The sequence below is a fragment of the Actinacidiphila sp. DG2A-62 genome, from assembly GCF_035825295.1.
Taxonomy (GTDB): domain Bacteria; phylum Actinomycetota; class Actinomycetes; order Streptomycetales; family Streptomycetaceae; genus Actinacidiphila.
This window is the reverse complement of sequence record NZ_JAYMGI010000002.1, coordinates 859,368-877,826: the sequence shown is the minus strand read 5'-3', so window position 1 is coordinate 877,826 and position 18,459 is coordinate 859,368. Positions and strand designations below refer to the sequence as shown.

General features: G+C 74.7%; 13 protein-coding genes and 1 pseudogene. 7 read left to right on the top strand and 7 right to left on the bottom strand.

The genetic code is table 11. The features are described 5' to 3' along the window. Window positions 1–46: 46 nt before the first annotated feature. Window positions 47–2,680 carry a tetratricopeptide repeat protein gene (locus VSR01_RS04190; protein WP_326447937.1) on the top strand — a complete coding sequence of 878 codons (2,634 nt, stop codon included), beginning with the start codon at window positions 47–49 and terminating at the stop codon, window positions 2,678–2,680. Between the two features lie 114 nt (window positions 2,681–2,794). Here the strand turns inward: VSR01_RS04190 and VSR01_RS04185 are convergent, their stop codons facing one another. Next, window positions 2,795–3,775: a TIGR03557 family F420-dependent LLM class oxidoreductase gene (locus tag VSR01_RS04185; RefSeq protein ID WP_326447936.1), complete on the bottom strand. Its 981-nt coding sequence runs from the start codon at window positions 3,773–3,775 to the stop codon at window positions 2,795–2,797. Window positions 3,776–4,059: 284 nt separating this feature from the next. On the opposite strand from VSR01_RS04185, the gene VSR01_RS04180 reads away from it, so the two are divergent. Together VSR01_RS04180 and VSR01_RS04175 are read left to right on the top strand one after the other, a co-directional pair. Next, window positions 4,060–4,362 carry an antibiotic biosynthesis monooxygenase family protein gene (locus tag VSR01_RS04180; RefSeq protein ID WP_326447935.1) on the top strand — a complete coding sequence of 101 codons (303 nt, stop codon included), beginning with the start codon at window positions 4,060–4,062 and terminating at the stop codon, window positions 4,360–4,362. A gap of 533 nt (window positions 4,363–4,895) precedes the next feature. Further along, window positions 4,896–7,868, top strand: coding sequence for a helix-turn-helix transcriptional regulator (locus VSR01_RS04175; RefSeq protein WP_326447934.1), 2,973 nt, complete (start codon window positions 4,896–4,898; stop codon window positions 7,866–7,868). 101 nt (window positions 7,869–7,969) lie between these two features. On the opposite strand, the pseudogene VSR01_RS04170 reads toward VSR01_RS04175, so the two are convergent. The 6 genes and pseudogenes from VSR01_RS04170 to VSR01_RS04145 form a co-directional block, all read right to left on the bottom strand. Further along, a pseudogene (locus VSR01_RS04170) lies at window positions 7,970–9,140 on the bottom strand (acyl-CoA dehydrogenase family protein). Between the two features lie 46 nt (window positions 9,141–9,186). Then, window positions 9,187–10,236 carry an LLM class F420-dependent oxidoreductase gene (locus VSR01_RS04165; protein ID WP_326447933.1) on the bottom strand — a complete coding sequence of 350 codons (1,050 nt, stop codon included), beginning with the start codon at window positions 10,234–10,236 and terminating at the stop codon, window positions 9,187–9,189. A 96-nt stretch (window positions 10,237–10,332) separates the two neighbouring features. After that, a complete protein-coding gene (locus VSR01_RS04160) occupies window positions 10,333–11,094 on the bottom strand; it encodes an SDR family NAD(P)-dependent oxidoreductase (protein WP_326447932.1) in 762 nt (253 codons plus the stop codon). Window positions 11,095–11,160: 66 nt separating this feature from the next. Beyond that, on the bottom strand, window positions 11,161–12,207 hold the full coding sequence (locus VSR01_RS04155; RefSeq protein ID WP_326447931.1) for a ketoacyl-ACP synthase III family protein: 1,047 nt from the start codon (window positions 12,205–12,207) through the stop codon (window positions 11,161–11,163). 174 nt (window positions 12,208–12,381) lie between these two features. Beyond that, on the bottom strand, window positions 12,382–13,068 hold the full coding sequence (locus VSR01_RS04150; protein ID WP_326447930.1) for a TIGR03086 family metal-binding protein: 687 nt from the start codon (window positions 13,066–13,068) through the stop codon (window positions 12,382–12,384). A gap of 37 nt (window positions 13,069–13,105) precedes the next feature. Further along, window positions 13,106–14,575: an MFS transporter gene (locus VSR01_RS04145; RefSeq protein ID WP_326447929.1), complete on the bottom strand. Its 1,470-nt coding sequence runs from the start codon at window positions 14,573–14,575 to the stop codon at window positions 13,106–13,108. Window positions 14,576–14,749: 174 nt separating this feature from the next. Between VSR01_RS04145 and VSR01_RS04140 the strand changes: the two genes are divergently transcribed. From VSR01_RS04140 to VSR01_RS04125, 4 genes are all read left to right on the top strand, one after another. After that, window positions 14,750–15,148 (top strand): winged helix-turn-helix transcriptional regulator, encoded by a 399-nt coding sequence (locus VSR01_RS04140; RefSeq protein WP_326447928.1) that lies wholly within the window; start codon window positions 14,750–14,752, stop codon window positions 15,146–15,148. A 202-nt stretch (window positions 15,149–15,350) separates the two neighbouring features. Next, window positions 15,351–15,902: an acyl-CoA dehydrogenase family protein gene (locus tag VSR01_RS04135; protein WP_326447927.1), complete on the top strand. Its 552-nt coding sequence runs from the start codon at window positions 15,351–15,353 to the stop codon at window positions 15,900–15,902. Next, window positions 15,869–17,098: an acyl-CoA dehydrogenase family protein gene (locus VSR01_RS04130; RefSeq protein ID WP_326447926.1), complete on the top strand. Its 1,230-nt coding sequence runs from the start codon at window positions 15,869–15,871 to the stop codon at window positions 17,096–17,098. Before VSR01_RS04135 ends, VSR01_RS04130 begins: the two co-directional genes overlap by 34 nt. 39 nt (window positions 17,099–17,137) lie before the next feature. After that, entirely contained in the window at window positions 17,138–18,436 is a 1,299-nt protein-coding gene (locus VSR01_RS04125) for a cytochrome P450 (RefSeq protein WP_326447925.1), read from the top strand. Window positions 18,437–18,459: the final 23 nt, after the last annotated feature.

Below are 18,459 nucleotides of genomic sequence, written 5' to 3'. Positions count from 1 at the left end.
GAGCCGGAGCCGGAGCCGGAGCGGGAGCTGGGGCCGGGAGGGGCGGATGGGCGGGGACGCGGAGCGGTTACGGGCCGAGCCGGCCGCGGCGCGCGCGGCGGCCGGCTCCGCGCCGGGCGGCCGGCCCGGGAGCCGTGCGGCTGCGGCTGCCGACGCCGCCGGCGAGAGCGTGCCGCCCGCCGTCGACACCCTGCCGCCGCTGCCCTCCGCGTTCACCGCCCGGGCGGCCGAGCTGGCCGAGATCCTGGACCGGCTCGACCCCGGGCGGCCCGCGCACGCGCCGCGCGCCTCGACCGCAGCCGCATCCGCGACAGGAGCCGCATCCGCGACCGGAGCCGAAGGCGAAGCCGACGTCGGCGCCGTCGTCGTGTCCGCGGTCGCCGGCATGGGCGGCGTCGGGAAGACGGCCCTGGCGCTGTACGCCGCCGGCCTGGCGCGCGACCGCGGCTGGTTCCCCGGCGGCGTCGTCTTCGCCGACCTGCGCGGCTACAGCAACCAGCCCGCAGTCGGGACCGGCGCGGTCGCCGACCGGCTGCTGCGCGCGGTCGGCGTCCCCGGCGCCGAGGTGCCGGACGACCCCGAGGAGAAGTGCGACCGCTGGCGCCGGCACCTCGGCGAGCTGGCGCGTGCGGGCCGGCCGCTGCTGATGGTGCTGGACAACGTGCACGAGCCCGGCCAGATCGGCCGGCTGCTCCCGGCGGGCCCGCACCGCGCGCTGGTCACGTCGCGGCACTCGCTGTCCTCGCTGCCCGCCCACCGCGTCCTGCTCGGGCCCCTCGACCTGCCCGACGCCGTGGATCTGCTGGACCGGGCGCTGCGCGTCGGCGGCGTCGCCGACGACCGGGTCGGGGACCACCGGCAGGACGCGGAGCGCGTGGCGCGGCTGTGCGGCTGCCTGCCGCTGGCGCTGCGCATCGTGGCGGCGGGTCTGCGCGAACCGCCGCGCCGCCCGCTGTCCGAGGCGGCGGCCGAACTGGAGCAGGCTCGGCTGGAGGCCCTCGCGTACGACGGGGACGACGAGGAGGGCCGGCCGCTCGAAGTGCGCGCGTCGATCGGGCTGTCGTACCGGCGGCTGGGGGACGAACGGCTGCGGCGCGCCCTGCGGCTGCTCGCGGCGGCGCCCGGCGCGGACGTCTCCACGCTCGCGGCCGAGGCCCTGCTCGGCGCCCCGCCCGGCGCGGGGCGGCGGCTGCTGGCCGGGCTCGCCCGCGCCCACCTCCTCCAGCCGGCCGCTCCGGCGCCGTCGCCCATGCTGTCCGCGCACGAGGGCGAGCGGTGGTCGATGCACGACCTGGTCCGGCTGTTCGCCGAGGAGGAAGGGCGTGCCCACGCCGCCGCCGACCGGCGTGAGGAGGCGCTGGAGCGGCTGCGCACGCGGTTCACCGTCGACGCGGCGAAGGCGGACGCCCATCTGGACCCCGCCCGGCGGGACCCGCCGCCCGACCGCTTCCGTGACCGCGCGCACGCACTGGCCTGGCTGGAGGGCGAGCGGGCCGCCCTGGTGGCGACCGCCCTGTCCGCGCCCGGCCGCGACCTGTCGATCCTCCTCTACGTGCTGCGCCGCTTCTTCGGGCTGCGCCGCCACCTCGCCGACTGGGTCGCGCTGGCGCAGGCGGCGGTGGAGCGCGGCGAGCCGCGCGGCGCCTCCCACCAGGCCAACGCGTTCAACGACCTCGGCATGGCGCTGGGCGCCTCGCGCCGCTTCTCGGCCGCCGCCGACGCGTACCGCGCGTCGCTGCGGCTGTTCCGGCAGGCCGGCGACGCACGGCAGGAGGGCCTGGTGCTGAGCAACCTGGCCGGGGCGCACCGGGATCTGCGGGAGTACGACGCCGCGCTCGCCGCGCACGACGAGGCGCTGGCCCTGATCCGTCGCGCGGGCGGTCCCGCAGACCTGGGCATGGCGCTGGTGAGCCGGTCGCTGACGCTGATCGAGACCCGGCGCTTCCCGCAGGCGGTCGAGGACGCCGGCGCCGGCGCCGAGGTCCTGGAGCAGGCCGGCGACGCCCACGGCCGGGCGCAGGCGCTGAACAACCTGGGTCTCGCGCTGATGGAGTCCGGCCGGTACGCGGAGGCGGCCGCCGCCCATCGGGCCGCCGGCGCGGTCCACCGCGCGGTCGGGGACGGCCACCGCGAGGCCAAGGCGCTGCTCAACCTCGGCGTCGCCCTGACCGCGCTCGGCCGGACCGCCGAGGCCGTCGACGCGCTGCGGCGGGCGGGCGAGGGCTTCCGGGAGAGTGCCGACCGCCACCACGAAGCCACCGCGCTGAGCCAGTTGGGAGTGGCGCTCCAGGAGGCGGGGGACGTCACGGCCGCCCACGCCGCCCACACGGGGGCGCTGGCCGTCTTCGAGGAGACCGGTGACCGCTACGCCCGCGCGCGGGCGCTGAACAACGCGGGCCTGACCCTGCTGGCGCTGGGCCGCTGGCAGGAGGCCGCCGACACGCACCGCCAGGACCTCGCGGTGGCGCGGGAGTTCGGGGACCGCCACGGCCAGGCGCAGGCGCTGGCCAACCTCGGCCGCTGCCTGGGCGCCGGCGGGCTGTTCGGCCAGGCGATCCGGGCGCAGGCCGACGCGGCGCGGCTGTTCCGGGAGACGGGGGACACCCGGCGCGAGACGCTCGCCCTGCTGGCCGTCCTGCGCCTGGAGCGGCTGCGCGGCTCCGGCCCTGCACGGCCCTGACGTCGGCGTCGGCGCGACGCGGGAGCCTTCCGCCCCGGTGCCGGCGCCTCCCGGTTCCTGCCTACGCCCTCGACGCCTCCCGGTCGTGACCGCCGCCCGCCCCGCGCGCGGCGGTCAGGCGGCGGCGCCCGACGGCGTGAGCGCCCGCAGCCGATGGTCGAGTTCCCAGCGGTAGAAGTCGATGAACCCGTCGGGGTCGGGGCCGGCGTTCTGCATCACCAGGTGGTCGAACCCGGCGTCCGCGAACGGCCGCGCCACCTCGACGTACCGCGCCGGATCGTTCCCGCACGCGAACTGGGACAGCATGTCCTCCTCGCGCACCGTGGCGGACGCGGCCTCGAAGTTCGCCGGGTTGGGCAGCTCGCTCATCACCTTCCAGCCGGTCACCGCCCACCGCGACGTCTTCAGCGCCGCCTGCGCGGCGGTGTGCTCGTCGCCCGCCCAGGCCACGGGCACCTCGGCGTAGCGCGGCCCGCTGCCGCCGGCCTCCCGGAACGTCTCGACGAGGTCGCCGCGGGGCTCGGTCGCGAACAGACCGTCGCCGAGTTCGGCGGCCAGCCGCGCCGCCTCCTTGCCGCCGGCCGCCACCGCGATCGGCGGCAGTCGGGACGGCAGGTCGAAGACGCGGGCGTCGTCCAGCGTCAGGTGGGCGCCCCGGTACGACTGGTAACCGCCGCGCCACAGCAGCCGGATGATCTCCAGCGCCTCGCGCAGCCGCGCGTGCCGCTCCGGCACCGAGCCGGGGAAGCCGGGCCCGACGACGTGCTCGTTGAGCCGTTCGCCGGCGCCCACGCCGAGGGTGAAGCGGCCGTCGGAGAGCAGCGCCAGCGTCGCGGCGGCCTGAGCGATGATCGCCGGGTGGTAACGGACGGTGGGGCAGGTGACGCCGGTGGCCAGCCCGATGCGCTCGGTCCTGGCCGCGATCGTGCCCAGCACCGTCCAGGTGAACGGCGAGTGACCCTGCGCGTCCAGCCACGGGTGGAAATGGTCGCTCATCTCCACGAAATCGAACCCGGCCCGTTCGGCGAGCACCGCCTGCCGTACCAGCTCTTCCGGGCCGAACGCCTCGGAGGCCAGTTTGTAGCCGATCTGCACGCTTCCTCGATTCTGTCGGTCGTCCGCCCGCGATTCACGGTGGCAAGCGGGTACCCCGACCGGCAGCCGCCACACCGCCGCTCCCCACCGCGTCACCTGGACAGGGCAGACCGGACGCCGCGTGCCCGGCACATGCTGGGGGCACAGGCTGGTAACCCTGTGACATCAATGTGCCTTCTTCCCTTGTGCTGCTTTTCGCTCGACCATGGACGAGGAGCATGCGGCGTGAAAGAGGCCGCGTGGTCTTCTCCGTACGGAACACCCAGCGCAGAGGATTTTTGGCGATGCTGATCGAACACGCACTCCTTTCGGTGAAGCCGGACCAGCAGCAGAAATTCGAGAGGGCTTTCACTGAGGCTCAGGAGGTCGTCGCCAAGGCCGCCGGATTCCAGTTCGTGGACCTTCTCCGGGAAACCAAGGCGACCGGCGGGTATCTGCTCATTCTCGCCTGGGCGACGGACGAGCAGGCGGTCGCCGAATTCCGCGGCTCGGACCTCTACGGCCAGTGGAAGAACCTGCTTGACCCGTTCTGGGTCCAGGCGCCCGAGTCGGCGTACTTCGAAGTGCTTTCCCACTACACCGGCTGAGGCCGGCGGCACCGCCGCGAACGGCCCCGCCGCACCCGGACGACCCGGGTGCGGCGGGGCCGTTCCGCTGTGGCCGCAAGGACGACGGTCACGGATCGTATACCGGATGCACGGCCGCCGGACTCGGGTCTGCCGCTGTACGCGGGTCCAGTCCTCGGCCCCCGGGCGCCGGGATGTTTCACGTCATGCCCGGCGCGCCCGCCGGAACACCCCTAGAGCTCCAGAAAAACCCCTATGTTGCGAGGCTCGCGCCCTGGGCTGCCCGGTCCCCGCGCGTCTGTCACCTCATACTTTGATCGAGTGCTTCCGGTTTTGGCGCGTCAAAAGCCTGTAAACGTCCGGGAGAAAGCCGGACCTGGCTGCGCGCGTTGCTACAGTTGCATTTGAAACGACTGAAGGACCAACACGGGGGCCAAGGCCCGTTGGTATGCATCGATCGACCTGAGTCCAGTGCACGGGAACCTGCTGCACACTCTGCCACGCGTAGCGGGGGCTCCGCGCAGGCTGGGCCTCACTCTGGGAGAAACGCTTCGATGATGCTGTTCGAGCGAGACCACCATCTGGCCATGCTGAATCGACTGTTCACCGAAACACTGGAGGGAAGACGACAGGTTGCCATCATCAGCGGCGCGGTCGCGAGCGGGAAGACCGAACTGCTGCGCCTCTTCGCGGAGCAGGCCGTGCGCGCCGGCGCCGTCCATCTGAGCGCCGCCGCCTCACGGGCCGAGCACCGCATGCCCACCGCCGTCCTGCGGCAGATGCTGCGGACGCCGGACATACCCGAGGCCGACAGCACGCGGATGGACAATCTGCTGCAGACGCTCGGCACCTCCCGGCGGTTCGAACCCGACACCGTCGGCCAGGACGCCATCTACGCCTTCCACCGCCTCTGCGCCACCATGCTCGACCTGCTGGAGGGCGCCGGCCGGCCGGTGCTGATCACCATCGACGACGTGCACTACGCGGACGCGCCGTCCCTGCACTGTCTCGCCGTCCTGCTGCGGCGGCTGGCCCGCGTCCCGGTGCTGATGGTGCTCACCGAGTCACCGCGGCTGCGCGCCGCGACGCCGTTGTTCCGGGCCGAGTTCCCCTCGGAGTTCCCCACCCGGCGCATCGCCCTGGGACCGCTGTCCGAGGCCGGGGTGGCGGAGCTGCTGACCGAGCACTTCGGCGACCGGGCCGCGCGCGAGGCGGTGCCGCACTGGTACGCGGTGAGCGGCGGCAACCCACTGCTGCTGCACGCGCTGATCGAGGACTGGCGCGGCCGGGGCGAGGCGGAGCGCCGCAGCACGACCGCGCGACCCTTCGTCGGCATGGCGTTCACCCACGCGCTGCTGAGCTGCCTGCACCGCAGCGACCCGCTCGTCCTCGACGTCGCCCGCGCGCTCGCCGTGCTGGGTGAGAACGCCTGCGGCGAGCGGGTGGCCGAGCTCATGGGCATCGACATCGGCTCGGTCTGCCGGGCGGTCACCTTACTGGAGCAGACCGGCGTGATCCACGAGGGCCGCTTCCGGCACCCCGAGGCGCGCGCCGCGGTGCTCGCGGACACCGCGCCCGAGCTGCTGGCCGCCCTGCAGAGCAGGGCCGGCGCCCTGCTCTACGCGGTCGGCGCGGACGCCGCCACCGTCGCGCAGCAGATCGCGACGGTGGAGGTGACCGACCACGCGCTGGTGTCCTTCCTGCTCCAGGGCGCGGAACAGGCCCTCGGCGAGGGCACGGTGGGGCCGGCCGTCAGCCTGCTGCGCCGGGTGAGACAACTGGGCCCGGACGAACGGCAACTGGCCGCGGTGCTGGCCCGGATGGCCCGGGCGGAGTGGCGGATCGACCCGGAGACGGCGCTGCGCCGGCTGCCCGCGCTGCGAGCCGCGGCCGACGCGGGCCATCTGACCAGCCAGGACAGCCTGGCGCCGGTCGGACTGCTGTTGTGGTCCGGGGACGTCACCGGAGCCCTGGACGTGTGGCGCGCCGCGATGCGGCGCGCCACACTCGTCTCCGACCAGCGCTCGGTCAGCTCGATGCTCCTGGGCATCTTCCTCAGCTGTCTGTTCCCCGGGCTCGCCGGCGAGCTGTTCCCCGACGGGATCGACGGCCACGGCGCCGGGTCCGCGGAGTCGGGCGGCCCGTCCCCGCTGCTGGAGACCTACCTGCGGCTGCGCAGCGGCATGAACGAACCGCCGTCCCGGCAGTCCGCCGGCATCGCCGAGAAGTACCTGCACGAGCACCCGCTGCGCGAGCGGACCGTCGGCCTGTCCCTGCTGGCGGTCATGGTGCTGCTGCGCAACGGCCGGCTGGCGATGGCCGGGCAGTGGTCGGCGCGGCTGCGCGCCGAGGCCGAGGCCCAGGGCGCGACCAGTTGGGGGGCGTTCTTCCGCACCGCGGAGGCCCTGGCCGCGCTGCAGCGCGGTGACGTGCTGGGCGCCGCCGAGGACGCCAGGGCGGCGCTGGACTCGATGTCCACCCGCGGCTGGGGGATCGGCGTGGGACTGCCGCTGGGCGTGCTGATCCAGGCCTACACCGAGCTGGACCGGCTGGACGAGGTGCGCGCCTTCCTGCAGGTGCCGGTGCCGGAGGCGACGTTCACGACCACCGTCGGGATGTACTACCTGCGGGCCCGCGGCCGCTACCACCACGCCGCCGGGCGCTACGAGGCCGCCCTGCACGACTTCCGGCGGCTGGGGGACCGGGTCGCCGAGTGGGGCGTGGAGCCGGTGTCCTGGCGCGCCGACGCGGCCCGCAGCCTGCTGGCGCTCGGCCGCCGCGCCGACGCCAGGAAGCTGGCCCGGGAGCAGTCCTCCCTCAGCGCCCCCGGCCAGCACGAGGAGCAGGCCCAGGCGCTGCGGCTGCTGGCCGCCGCGGAGGACGACCCGGAGCGCGCGGTGGCGCTGCTCGAACAGGCCGTCGGGGTGCTGGAGGAGAGCGAGAAGACGCTGGAACTGGCGCACGCCGCGGCCGACCTCGGCCGGGCGCTGGACCGGGCCGGTCGCGGGGGCCAGGCCCGGGACGTGCTGCGCCGGGCCCAACGGATCGGCGGTCGCAGCGAGGTGCGGCTGCTCGGGCTCGACCGCACCGCCGTCGAGCCGGTGCGCGGCGGCGCGGAGAACGGGACGCGCGGCCGGACCCTGGTGCCCGCCCCGCGCGGCGAGGCGGCGCCGTCGGCCGGCCCACCGCCTGCCGACACACCGCCCACCGCGCCGTCCGGCGCCGGGGCGCAGGTCCGTGCCGAGGCGTCGGCCCTGGGCGCGGCGCGGGCCGACATGCCGCGGCCGGTGCCGTTGAGCCGGGCCGAGCAGCGCGTGGCGGTCCTCGCCGCGCGCGGGATGAGCAACCGTCAGATCGCGAGGAAGCTGTTCATCACCGTCAGCACGGTGGAGCAGCACCTCACCAGGATCTACCGCAAGCTCAACGTCACCCGCCGCGACCAGCTGGCCCTGCTGCCCCTGGCCACCGAGCCGCCCCCCGGCGGTGAGGCGCTTCCCGAGGCGCCGGCGCAGTACCACGCCAGCTGACCGGACGGGCGCCGCCGGACCGGATGCCCGGTCCGGCGGCGCCCGCGGCGCGGCCGAGGTCCCGCCACCGGGCCGGGTCGGTCGGCCGCCCCGGCGGCCGGTCAGCCCGCCAGGTCGCGGCCGATGATCTCCTTCATGATCTCCGTCGTCCCGGCGTAGACCGTCTGCACCCGTGCGTCGACGAACGCGCGCGCGACCGGGTGCTCCAGCATGTATCCCATGCCGCCGTGCAGTTGGACGCAGGCGTCGACGACCCGCTTGTGCAGCTCGGTGGCCCACCACTTGGCCTTGGCGGCGTCGACCGCGCCCAGCGCGCCGTCGTTGAGGGCGAGCACCGCGCGGTCCACGTAGGCGCGCGTGACGTCCAGCTCGGTGGCCGTCTCGGCGAGCACGAAGCGGATGTGCTGGAAGTCGCCGATGGGCCGGCCGAAGGCGCGGCGACTGAAGCAGTGGCGGACGGTCGTGCGGTGGACCGCGGTGGCCGAGGCGAGGGCCTGCACCGCGACCGACAGCCGTTCCAGCGGCAGCCGCTCCATGAGATGAGCCAGGCCGCGGCCGGGCGTCCCGAGCAGCCAGCGCCGGCAGCGGCACGTCGTCGAAGAACAGCTCCGCGGTGTCCTGGGCACGCAGTCCGACCTTGGCCAGTTTGCGGCCGCGCCGGAAGCCCGGATCGCCGCGCTCGACGACGAAGAGGCCGAAGCCGCCCCCGCCCGGACCACCCGGACCCTCCGAGCCGTCGGCCGCCCCGATCCTGGCCGCCACCACCGCCACGTCGGCGTGGACGCCGTTGCTGATGAACGTCTTCTGCCCGCTGAGCACCCAGCCGTCGCCGTCGGGCACCGCGCGGGTGCGGATGCCGCGCAGGTCGCTGCCCGCGTCCGGCTCGGTCATCGCGATCGCCCCGATCAGCTCGCCGGCCGCCAGCCCCGGCACCCAGCGTCGCCGCTGCTCCTCGGTGCCCAGATCCAGCAGGTAGGGCAGCACGATGTCGTCCTGCACGCCGAGGCCCGCGCCCAGCGAGGTGGCGGCTACGGCGGCGATCTCCTCGGCGACCACCACCCGGTAGCGGTAGTCGGACTCGCCCGCGCCGCCCAGCTCCTCCGGCGCCGACAGGCCGATGATCCCCTGCCGGCCGGCCACCCGCCACACCTCGCGCGGGATCAGGCCCTGCTCCTCCCACGTCTGGTAGCCGGGCACCACCTCGCGGTCCAGGAACGCCCGCACGGTTTTCCGGTACGCCTCGTGGTCCTCGTCGAACAGTCCGCGCTCCATCGGACCCAGCGCTCCTTCCGGCCGGCCCGCGGGCGGCCACTCGCGGTCAGCCGGCCAGCGCGGCGACCTGTTCGACCAGCCGCAGCCGCCCCTCGCGGCTGCCGGCCGCCCGGCCCATCGGGCTCAGCGACAGCGTGGTGACCCCGGCCGCCGCGAACGCGGCGATGCGGTCGGCCGCCTCGGCGGGCGACCCGATCAGCGACACGCCGCGCACCAGGGAGTCCGGCACCGCCGCCGCGGCCTCGCGCCGCCGGCCGTCCAGGTACAGGTCCTGGATGCGCGTCGCGGCGTCGCCGTGCCCGTAGCGGCAGGCCAGGTCGAAGTAGAAGTTGCGGCCGCGGGCGCCCATCCCGCCGATGTAGTGCGCCAGCCGCAGCCGGGCGGCGTCCAGGGCGTCGGCCACGTCGTCGCCCAGCGCGGCCGGCACGTCCACGTGGACCTGCAGCTCGCCGAGCGCCGGGTCGCGCCGGGCCCCGCCCTCGCCGAGGGCGGCGCCGAAGACCTCCCCAGCGCGCTCGGGGTGGAAGAAGATCGGCTCCCACGCTTCGGCGATCTCCGCCGCCAGCGCGGTGTTCTTCGGCCCGGTCGCGGCGATCATCACCGGGATCCGCTCGCGCACCGGCCGGTTGAGCAGCTTCAGCGGCTTGCCCAGGCCGGTGCCCCGGTCCGGCCCGAGCGGGATGCGGTGGTGGCGGCCCTCGTACACCAGGGTCTCCCGGCGCCACACCTTGCGGCAGATCTCCACGATCTCGCGGGTGCGGCCCAGCGGCGCGTCGTACGGCACTCCGTGGAAGCCCTCGACGACCTGCGGCCCGGACACCCCGATGCCCAGCGTGAACCGGCCGCCGGAGACGTAGTCCAGTCCGGCGGCGGTCATCGCGGTCAGCGTCGGCGTGCGGGTGTACGCCTGGAGGATGCCGGAGGCGATCTCCAGCCGGTCGGTGACGGCGGCGACGTAGCCGAGCTGGCTGACCGCGTCGAAGCTGTACAGCTCGGAGACGTACACGATCCCCAGGCCCGCCCGCTCCAGGTCGCGCAGCTCCTCGACGGCCTCCAGGAAGCCGCGCCGGTGGTCCAGCTGCATGCCGATGCGCATCGCTCGCTCCTGTTCGACGGGTACGGGTGCGGGTACCGCGGTGGATCGCCGCGCCGCGCCGCGTGCCGGCCGGCCGCCGGCGAGACTACGGCAGGATCACCGTGGCGCCATGCGGATCGCGCCGTCGAGCCGGATCACCTCGCCGTTGATCATCGGGTTGGCGATGACGTGCGCGACCAGCGCCGCGTACTCCGCCGGCGCGCCCAGCCGGGAGGGGTGCGGGGTCTGCGCGCTGAGCGAGGCCACCGCCGCCTCCGGCAGCTCGCCGAGCATGGGCGTGTCGAACAGTCCGGGCGCGATCGCCGCGACCCGGATCAGCAGACCGGCCAGGTCGCGGGCGACCGGCAGCGTCAGGCCGGCCACGCCGCCCTTGGACGCCGCGTACGCGGCCTGGCCGACCTGCCCCTCGAAGGCCGCGACGGAGGCGGTGTTGACGACGACTCCGCGCTCGCCGCCCACCGCCTCCGCCCGCGCGATCCGCTGTGCCGCCAGCCGGATCACGTTGAAGGTGCCCACCAGGTTGACCTGCACCACGCGGGCGAACTCGGCGAGTGGGAAGGGGCCGTGGCGGCCCGCGGTCCTGATCGTGTTGATCACCCCGGCGCAGTTGACCACGAACCGCAGCGGGCCGAGCGTCCCGGCCAGGTCCAGCGCCCGTTCGACGTCGGCCTCGTCGGTGACGTCGGCCGCCGCGAAGAGCACCTTGCCGCCGATCTCCGCGGCCCGCTCGCGCCCGGCCGACCCCGGCAGGTCGGCGATGACCACCGCGCCGCCGGCCGCGGCGACGTGCCGGGCCACGGCCAGTCCGAGCCCGGACGCGCCGCCGGTCACCAGGGTCACTCCGTCGGTGAGGTGCACGTGCCTCCCCTTCCCTGCCGAGCGCGGGTCCGCGTGTCCATGCCGAGCGTGGGTCGCGCCGCGGCGTCAGCTCGCCGTCGTCGACCACTGGGGGGTCCGCAGGATCTCCACCACCGCCCAGCCGAAGTTGTAGCCGCTGCCCACGCCGGCCAGCGCGACCCGGTCGCCGGGCCGCACCGCGCCGGACTCCAGCAGGTGGGCCAGGCCGGCGAACTGGTCGCCCGCAGCGATGTGGCCGACCTCGCGGCCCCACGCCCAGGTGGTCTGCTCCTCGGTGATGCCCGCGGCCTTGCGGATCTCCCAGTCCTGGGCGACCCGGCCGATGTTGGGGTAGACGAACCGCGCGACGTCGGCGGCCGTCACCCCGGCGTCGGACAGCGCGGTGTCCATCGCCTGCTGCTGACGCACCGTCAGGGTGCGGATGATGTCCTCGATCTTCCCGCCGCCGATCAGGTACTCCTTCTTCCGCTCGCGCAGCAGGATCGGCAGCCCGGCGTCGCCCGGCGACTGCTGCCAGCCGCCGGTGCCGCGGCCCAGCGCCTCGTGCCCGGTGTCGCCGACCGTCGCGGTGGACAGCAGCCGGGCCACGCCCTCCCGTCCGCGGGAGAGCACCAGGGCGGTGGCGCCGTCGGCGAGCAGGATGTTCTTGTCGGTGCGGTAGCGGTCGTAGGCCGGCGGGTTGTAGCGGTCGCCGGTGGTGATCAGCGCCGACGACGGCTCGGGCTTCGCGGTCAGGTACGCCGCCGCCAGCTCCAGCGACATGATCGCGCCGTTGCACGCCTGCCGGACCTCCAGCGCCGGGGCGGTGCCGCCGGCGGTCTGCTCCTGGATGTACGAGCCGGGCGTCCAGTGGTCGAGCCCCTGGAACGTGGAGGCCGCGTGCAGGTAGAGCCCGACGCCGCCGTCCGGCGTCCCGGCCCGCCCCAGCGCCTCGCGGGCGGCCCGCACCGCCATGTCGGCGGGCGTCAACTCGTCCTCCACCCGCACGAACAGGTAGTCGTTCTCCTCGTGCTCCTCGGCGTCGTAGCGGCCGTCCGCCAGCGCCTCGTGCACATCCTCTTTGTGCCCCAGGAAAGCGGCCACGCCGCCCACGTAAATGTCGTCCCACCGCATCGTCTCGACCTTTCCAGCGGATTGTCACGGCCGACTCGCCTCTTCGGACGCTATCGACGGCCGACCCCTATAACCAACCCCAGAAATCTCCTCCGCCGCCTTTCTGGGGGCAGTGGAAAAAGCGCTCCGCCGCGCCGTACGGGGGCCGGCGCGGCGAAGCGCGGTTCGGGGAACTCAGTCGACCGGCCGCAGGCGCGGCCGGCTGCTCCAGGACGGGCTGCGGCCGCTCGCCGCCAGCGCGCGCAGCAGCGCGGGCGCGTTGGGCGAGACGTCGAGCGCCGGTCCGTAACTCCCGCTCGGCCGGGCCCTGGCGGCGAAGACGCCCACCGCCTCGACCAGCACCCGCCCGGTCTCCTGCGAGACGCGGAACGGCAGGCCGATCGACGAGGCCAGGTCCCAGCCGTGCAGCCCGAGTTCCTGCACGGTCACCAGCACCGCGAAGGCGGCGGGCAGCTTCTCCGGGCCGCGCGCTCGGCCCGGGACCAGCCCGAACTCGGTGCTGCCCAGCAGGGCCTCGGGCCGCTGCCAGGCCGCGCCGGTCCGGCGGGAGGCCGCCGCGACGTCCCGCGCGGTGGATGGCGCGACGTCCCGCGCGACGTCCCGCGCGGTGGTCGGCGCGGCACCCGGCTGCGCGCCGCGCGCCGTGTCGAACGCCGCGTCCTTGCGCGCCGCGCGCTCGCACGATCCGAGCGAGTACGCGAGGTGGGCGAGCAGTCCGGCCACCGAGAACCGGCTGCACGGCGTGCGTTCGCCCAGGTGCCCGGGGCGGACCGCGTCCGCGACGTCGGCCAGCGCGGCGCTCAGCTCCGCTATGGCGGCGACGGACGCCTGCGATCCGGCGGGCGCGGGTGCCGCGGCCATCGCATCCTGCCTTCTGTCGGGGAGTCTGCCGCCGGTCTCAGGACGCGGCGGCGGGCTCGTCGGAGGTGGTCACCGCGGCGGCCGCGGGCGCCAGCGCCGGCTCGGCCTTGCGGTGCAGCAGGGCCAGGAAAGCGCCGACGACGGTCGCGGCCGCACCCACCAGGCCGGCCACCCGCAAGCCGTCGGTCAGGTCGCCCACCGGCGGGATGCCGTGCTTGGGGACGTGCACACCGGCGTTGGCCACCGCGACCAGCGCCGCCAGGCCGACCGCGCCGCCGATCTGGCGGGCGGTGGTCGCCATCGCGGAGGAGACGCCCTGCTCCAGCAGCGCGACCCCGGCCCCGGCGCCGGCGAAGATCGCCGGGATGGCCAGCGCGCCGCCGACCGACCACACGATCAGACCGGGCAGCAGCATCCAGTACGAGCCGTCCGAGGTGAACGCCAGCGACAGGCCCGCCATGCCGATGCCGGTGCACAGGGTGCCGGCGAACAGGGCGCCGCGCATGCCCAGCTTGTTCAGCAGCGACGTGCTGAACTTGGCGGCGAAGGCCATCGAGGCGAAGGTCGGCGGCAGGAACGCCACGCCGGCGGCCAGCGGGCTGTAGTGCAGCACGTCCTGCAGATACGTGGTGAACAGGTAGTACGCGCCGCCCAGTCCGCCCTGGTAGATGAAGGCGACCAGCATGGTCACCGCCAGGCTGCGGTGGCGCAGCAGCCGCAGCGGCATCAGCGGGCTGCCGGCGCGGGACTCCACCAGCAGGAACAGCGCGAGCAGCACCGCGCCGCCGACGATCGAGCCGAGGCCGCGCAACGAGGTCCACCCGGCGTCCGGCCCGCTGGCCAGGCCGAAGACGACCAGGGTGGCCCCGGCGGTGGCGATCAGCGCGCCGAGCAGGTCGAAGCCCTTGCCGGAGCCGGGGAAGAAGGTGTCGGCGGGCAGCACCCGCGGCGCCAGCGCCGCCGCGCCCAGGGCCAGCGGCACGTTGACGAAGAACACCCACTCCCAGCCGGAGTAGTTGGTCAGCACACCGCCCAGCAGGGCGCCCGCGGACAGGCCGGCGCCGCCGATCGCGCCGTAGACCACCAGGGCCTTGTTGCGCATCGGCCCCTCCTCGAAGCTGGTGAACACCAGCCGCAGGGTGGAGGGGAAGAGCAGCGCGCCGCCGATGCCCTGCACCGCGCGGGCGGCCAGCAGGACACCGGAGTCGCCGGCCAGGCCGCCGGTCAGCGAGGACACGGCGTAGATCAGCAGGCCGACCATGAACATGCGGCGGGCGCCGAGCCGGTCGGCGGCCCGGCCGCCGAAGAGCAGCAGCCCGCCGAGCGCCACGATGTACGCGCTCACCACCCACTGCAGCGACTGGACCGTGAAGCCCAGGTCGCTGCCGATGTCGGGCAGCGCCACGTACACGATGTTGAAGTCCAACGTGATGATGAACTGGGCGAACGCCAGCAGGGCGAGCCTGGTCCCGGGGCTCGAAGGCGGGCGGGGGGCAGCATCAACCATGGAAGGGACTCGTCCTTCGGATCGTCAGGGGGGTCGTGTGCCCACGGCGGGCCGGGCCCGCGGCGCGGGCCGGGCGGGCCCGCGTCGGGCAGCACGGAAAGTGCGCCCTAGGGCACGTCTTGTTACTGAGGCCATCATCTGTGATGCTGAAGTGGCGCGTAAGGAGGCACTTTTATGTCCCAGCGAAACACCGATGTGTCCGTGCGGCTCGCGGCCCATGCCGAGGCGTGCCCGGTCCGGGAGATCATCGACCGGGTGGGCAGCAAGTGGAGTGTTCAGATCATCCTGGCCGTGACCCAGGGGCCGGTCCGCTTCACCGAGCTGGAGCGGGGCATCGAGGGCATCAGCCGGCGGATGCTGACCCTGACCCTGCGGAATCTGGAGCGGGACGGCCTCATCATCCGGACGGTGTACCCGACGGTACCGCCGAAGGTGGAGTACACCGCGTCGGAGATGACGATGGAGTTGGAGGAGCCGCTGTCGGCGCTCGCCCGCTGGGCGCTGCGCCACCGCGACGAGGTGGTCGCCTCCCGCGAGGTGTTCGACGCCGAACGCGAGAAGGTCGCGTCCTGACCGGACACGCCTGCCTCCTCCACCGAACCGGGTCCCGCTGGGGCCCGGTTCGTGCGTTCCGGCAGGTGACGCCCGCTCATCTGCGCTGTGACTAGGGGGGTTCCGCGGGGAGTGAGGGGTTGGCGGTAGGGGGCGCGCGAACCTAGCGTGCCAGCCAGCCGGGCCCGAACGGGCGCCGGGCCGCGAGAGGAGCGTGCGCACCATGCCTGTCAACCCCGCGGAAGACGTTCCCCGACCCCCCGCCTCCTTCGTGACCGCCCTGCAGACCGGGCGGCTCGACCGGGACGCGCTGCACCCCTTCCCGGCGCCCGACCCGGCGGTCGCGGCCGCCGCGGACGCGCTGATCGACGAGGCGGCGGAGCTGGTCGGCGGCCTCGTCGACGCCGAGCGGATCGACCGGACCCGTGAGCTGCCCGCCGGCCTGCTCGACCGGCTGCGCGACGGCGGATGGTTCCGGGTGCGCAACTCCGCCGCGCTCGGCGGCCGCGAGATGTCCGACTACGACGCCTTCCGGCTGGTCGAACGGATCAGCGCGGTGTCGCTGCCGGTCGGCCAGACGCTGGCGATCCAGAACGCGGTCGGCGCGGCGGCACTGCTGGCCGCGCTGCCCGAGGGGCCGTTGCGCGGCTGGGTGGAGGAGCGGATCGCGGCCGGCACGGTCTCCGGTTTCGCCGGCACCAGCCGGCCGGCGCCAACAACGCCTGGCCCGGGACCACCGCGGTGCCGACCGAGGACGGCACCGGCTACCTGCTGACCGGCGAGAAGGTCTTCACCGGCAACGGCGACATCGCCGACCTGCTGGCGGTGCTGGCCACCGCGCGAGAGGACGGGCACCGCCGGGTCGGGGTGTTCTTCCTCGACACCTCCGACCCCGGCTTCCGGGTGCGCTCCCGGCTGGAGTTCATGGGCGGCCGCGGCCTGCCGAACGCGGCGCTGACGCTGGACGGGCTGCGCGTGCCGCGCGAGCACGTCCTGCTCGGCGAGCCCGACCTGCCCCGCTTCCCGCCGCCGGTCGGCTCGGTGGCCCTGCTCAGCGCGCTGTTCTTCAACGCCGCGCCGGCGCTGGCGATCGCCCGGCAGTGCCTGGAGTGGTCCCACTCCTTCGTCGCCCGGCGCTCCGTCAACGGCCGTCCGCTGGGCGACTACGACCAGGTCCAGCGGATCCTGGCGACCACCGCGGCCGAGGTCTTCGCGATGGACACCGTCGTCCGCTGGTGCCTGCTGGACGCGGGCCTGGAGGACCGGTGGTTCGAGCGGGCCGCGGCCAAGAACTTGGTCACGGTCACCGCGTGGCGGATCGTCGACCGGACCGTCAGCCTCTTGGGCGGCGAGGGCTTCGAGACGGCGCACAGCAAGGAGCGCCGCGGCGCCGTGCCCCTGCCGGTGGAGCGGCTGTTCCGCGACGCGCGGGGGCTGCGGATCTCCGGCAACGTCGACTTCCTGCTGGACGTGCAGGCGGCCAGGCTGCTGCTGACCGGCCGCTACGCCACGGCGGCCGCCGCGGCGGCCGGCGCAGCGCCGGGCGTGACGACCGGCGGCGGGGCCGGCACCGCGTCCGCCGCGTCCGGCGCCGCGTCCGGAGTGGCCGCCACGGGCCCAGGGGCCGACCTGATCCCCGCCAACCAGGCCCATCTGGCCGCCGCCCGGCAGGGGCTGCGCCGCTTCGACCGGGTCAGCGCCCGCCTGGTGGCCCGCCACCAGGACCCCGAGGAACTGTTCGCCCGCCAGGAGACGCTGCGGCTGCTCGGCCGGATCGCCGCCGAACTGTTCTCGGTCGCCGCGGTCCTGGCCAGGGCCGCCACCGAGGGCGGCGACCAGCAGCAGGAACTCGCCGACGTCCACTGCACCGCCGCCCGCCACCGGCTCGCCGGCCTCTGGCGCCGCCTGGGCGCCCCCGACGAGCCCGACTACGCCAAGATCAGCCGGCTGTCGGCAGCCGCGGTCTCCTGACCCGCGGCCTTCCCGGACTCTTCCGACCGAAGGACCCTCATGACCGACATCGTCGAGCAACTCCCGCCTGTGCTGGGCGGTTTCGACCTGACCGACCATCAGCGCTTCGCGCGCGCGCCGGAGGGCTTCCCGTACGACGTCTTCGCCCGGCTGCGGGAGGAGGCGCCCGTGTTCTTCCACCCGCCGGGGCTCACCGAGGACGGCGAGGGGTTCTGGGTGCTCAGCCGGTACCACGACATCGAGTACGCGGCCACCCACCCCGAGATCTTCTCGGCGCAGGGCGGCGGCGGCCGGCCCAAGGGGGGTTCGCACCTGGACGACATGGCGTTCGGGGTGCTCGCCGGGGTGATCATGCCGATGCTGGACAACCCCCGGCACCACCTGATGAAGCACCTGCTGACGCCGGCGGCCACCGGGGACGCCGTCGCCGCGCTCGAAGCGGACATGCGGGCCTTCGCCGCCTCCCTGATCGACGCGGCGCTGGAGCGCGGCGGCGAGATCGACCTCGCCTCGGACATCTGCGAGCCGTACGCCTTCGGCAACCTGGCGGTGCTGCTCGGGGTGCCCCCGGCCGATCGGGCGAAGATCGCGTCGTGGGCGCACGACTCCACCGGCTTCATCGAGCGCCGCTCCGGCCTGCCCAGCGAGCGCTCCAAGGAGACGTTCCTGGCCACCCAGAACTACGCCCACGAGCTGCTGCTGCACAAGCAGGCCCACCCCGGCCCCGACCTGGGCTCGGCGCTGGCCAACGGCGACATCCCGCAGGACGCCGGCGAGCCGCCGCTCACCCCGTACGAGCGGGAGGCCAACCTGCTGCTCCTGCTGCTGACCGGCGCCGAGCAGCCCCGCAACACCATCGCCGGCGGGCTGCTGGCCCTGGCCCGGCATCCCGAGCAGTGGCGCCAGCTGCGCGCGGACCGCTCCAAGGCGGGGTGGGCGGTCGAGGAGATGCTCCGCTGGGCGCCGCCCAACCCGTACAACCGCCGCACCGCGACCCGGGACGTGCACGTCAGGGAGACCCTGATCCGGGCCGGGGAGAAGGTCACCCTGTGGTGGCCGTCGGCCAACCGCGACGAACGGGTCTTCCCGCAGGCGGACCGCTTCGCGATCGGCCGGGTGCTCAACCCCCACATGACCTTCGGCCACGGCAACCACTACTGCCTGGGCGCCGAGGTGGCCCGCCTGGAGGTCCGGCTGCTGCTGGAGGAACTCCTGGAACGCGTCACCGAGATCCAGCTCACCGGCGACGTCGCCTACCAGCCGAGCAACAAGCACACGATCGTGCTCGACCTGCCGGTCCGGCTGGTGCCCGACCGGCGCCGGGCCGCTTCCGCCTGACGACCTACGGAGAACCACATGAC

What these genes read in the sequence shown, in the direction of transcription:
- VSR01_RS04180 (WP_326447935.1), top strand. Translation starts at nt 4,060, where the DNA reads ATGCTGATCGAACACGCACTCCTTTCGGTGAAGCCGGACCAGCAGCAG.
- VSR01_RS04175 (WP_326447934.1), top strand. Translation starts at nt 4,896, where the DNA reads ATGATGCTGTTCGAGCGAGACCACCATCTGGCCATGCTGAATCGACTG.
- VSR01_RS04140 (WP_326447928.1), top strand. Translation starts at nt 14,750, where the DNA reads ATGTCCCAGCGAAACACCGATGTGTCCGTGCGGCTCGCGGCCCATGCC.
- VSR01_RS04155 (WP_326447931.1), bottom strand. Translation starts at nt 12,207, where the DNA reads ATGCGGTGGGACGACATTTACGTGGGCGGCGTGGCCGCTTTCCTGGGG.
- VSR01_RS04165 (WP_326447933.1), bottom strand. Translation starts at nt 10,236, where the DNA reads ATGCGCATCGGCATGCAGCTGGACCACCGGCGCGGCTTCCTGGAGGCC.
- VSR01_RS04190 (WP_326447937.1), top strand. Translation starts at nt 47, where the DNA reads ATGGGCGGGGACGCGGAGCGGTTACGGGCCGAGCCGGCCGCGGCGCGC.
- VSR01_RS04145 (WP_326447929.1), bottom strand. Translation starts at nt 14,575, where the DNA reads ATGGTTGATGCTGCCCCCCGCCCGCCTTCGAGCCCCGGGACCAGGCTC.
- VSR01_RS04135 (WP_326447927.1), top strand. Translation starts at nt 15,351, where the DNA reads ATGCCTGTCAACCCCGCGGAAGACGTTCCCCGACCCCCCGCCTCCTTC.
- VSR01_RS04125 (WP_326447925.1), top strand. Translation starts at nt 17,138, where the DNA reads ATGACCGACATCGTCGAGCAACTCCCGCCTGTGCTGGGCGGTTTCGAC.
- VSR01_RS04150 (WP_326447930.1), bottom strand. Translation starts at nt 13,068, where the DNA reads ATGGCCGCGGCACCCGCGCCCGCCGGATCGCAGGCGTCCGTCGCCGCC.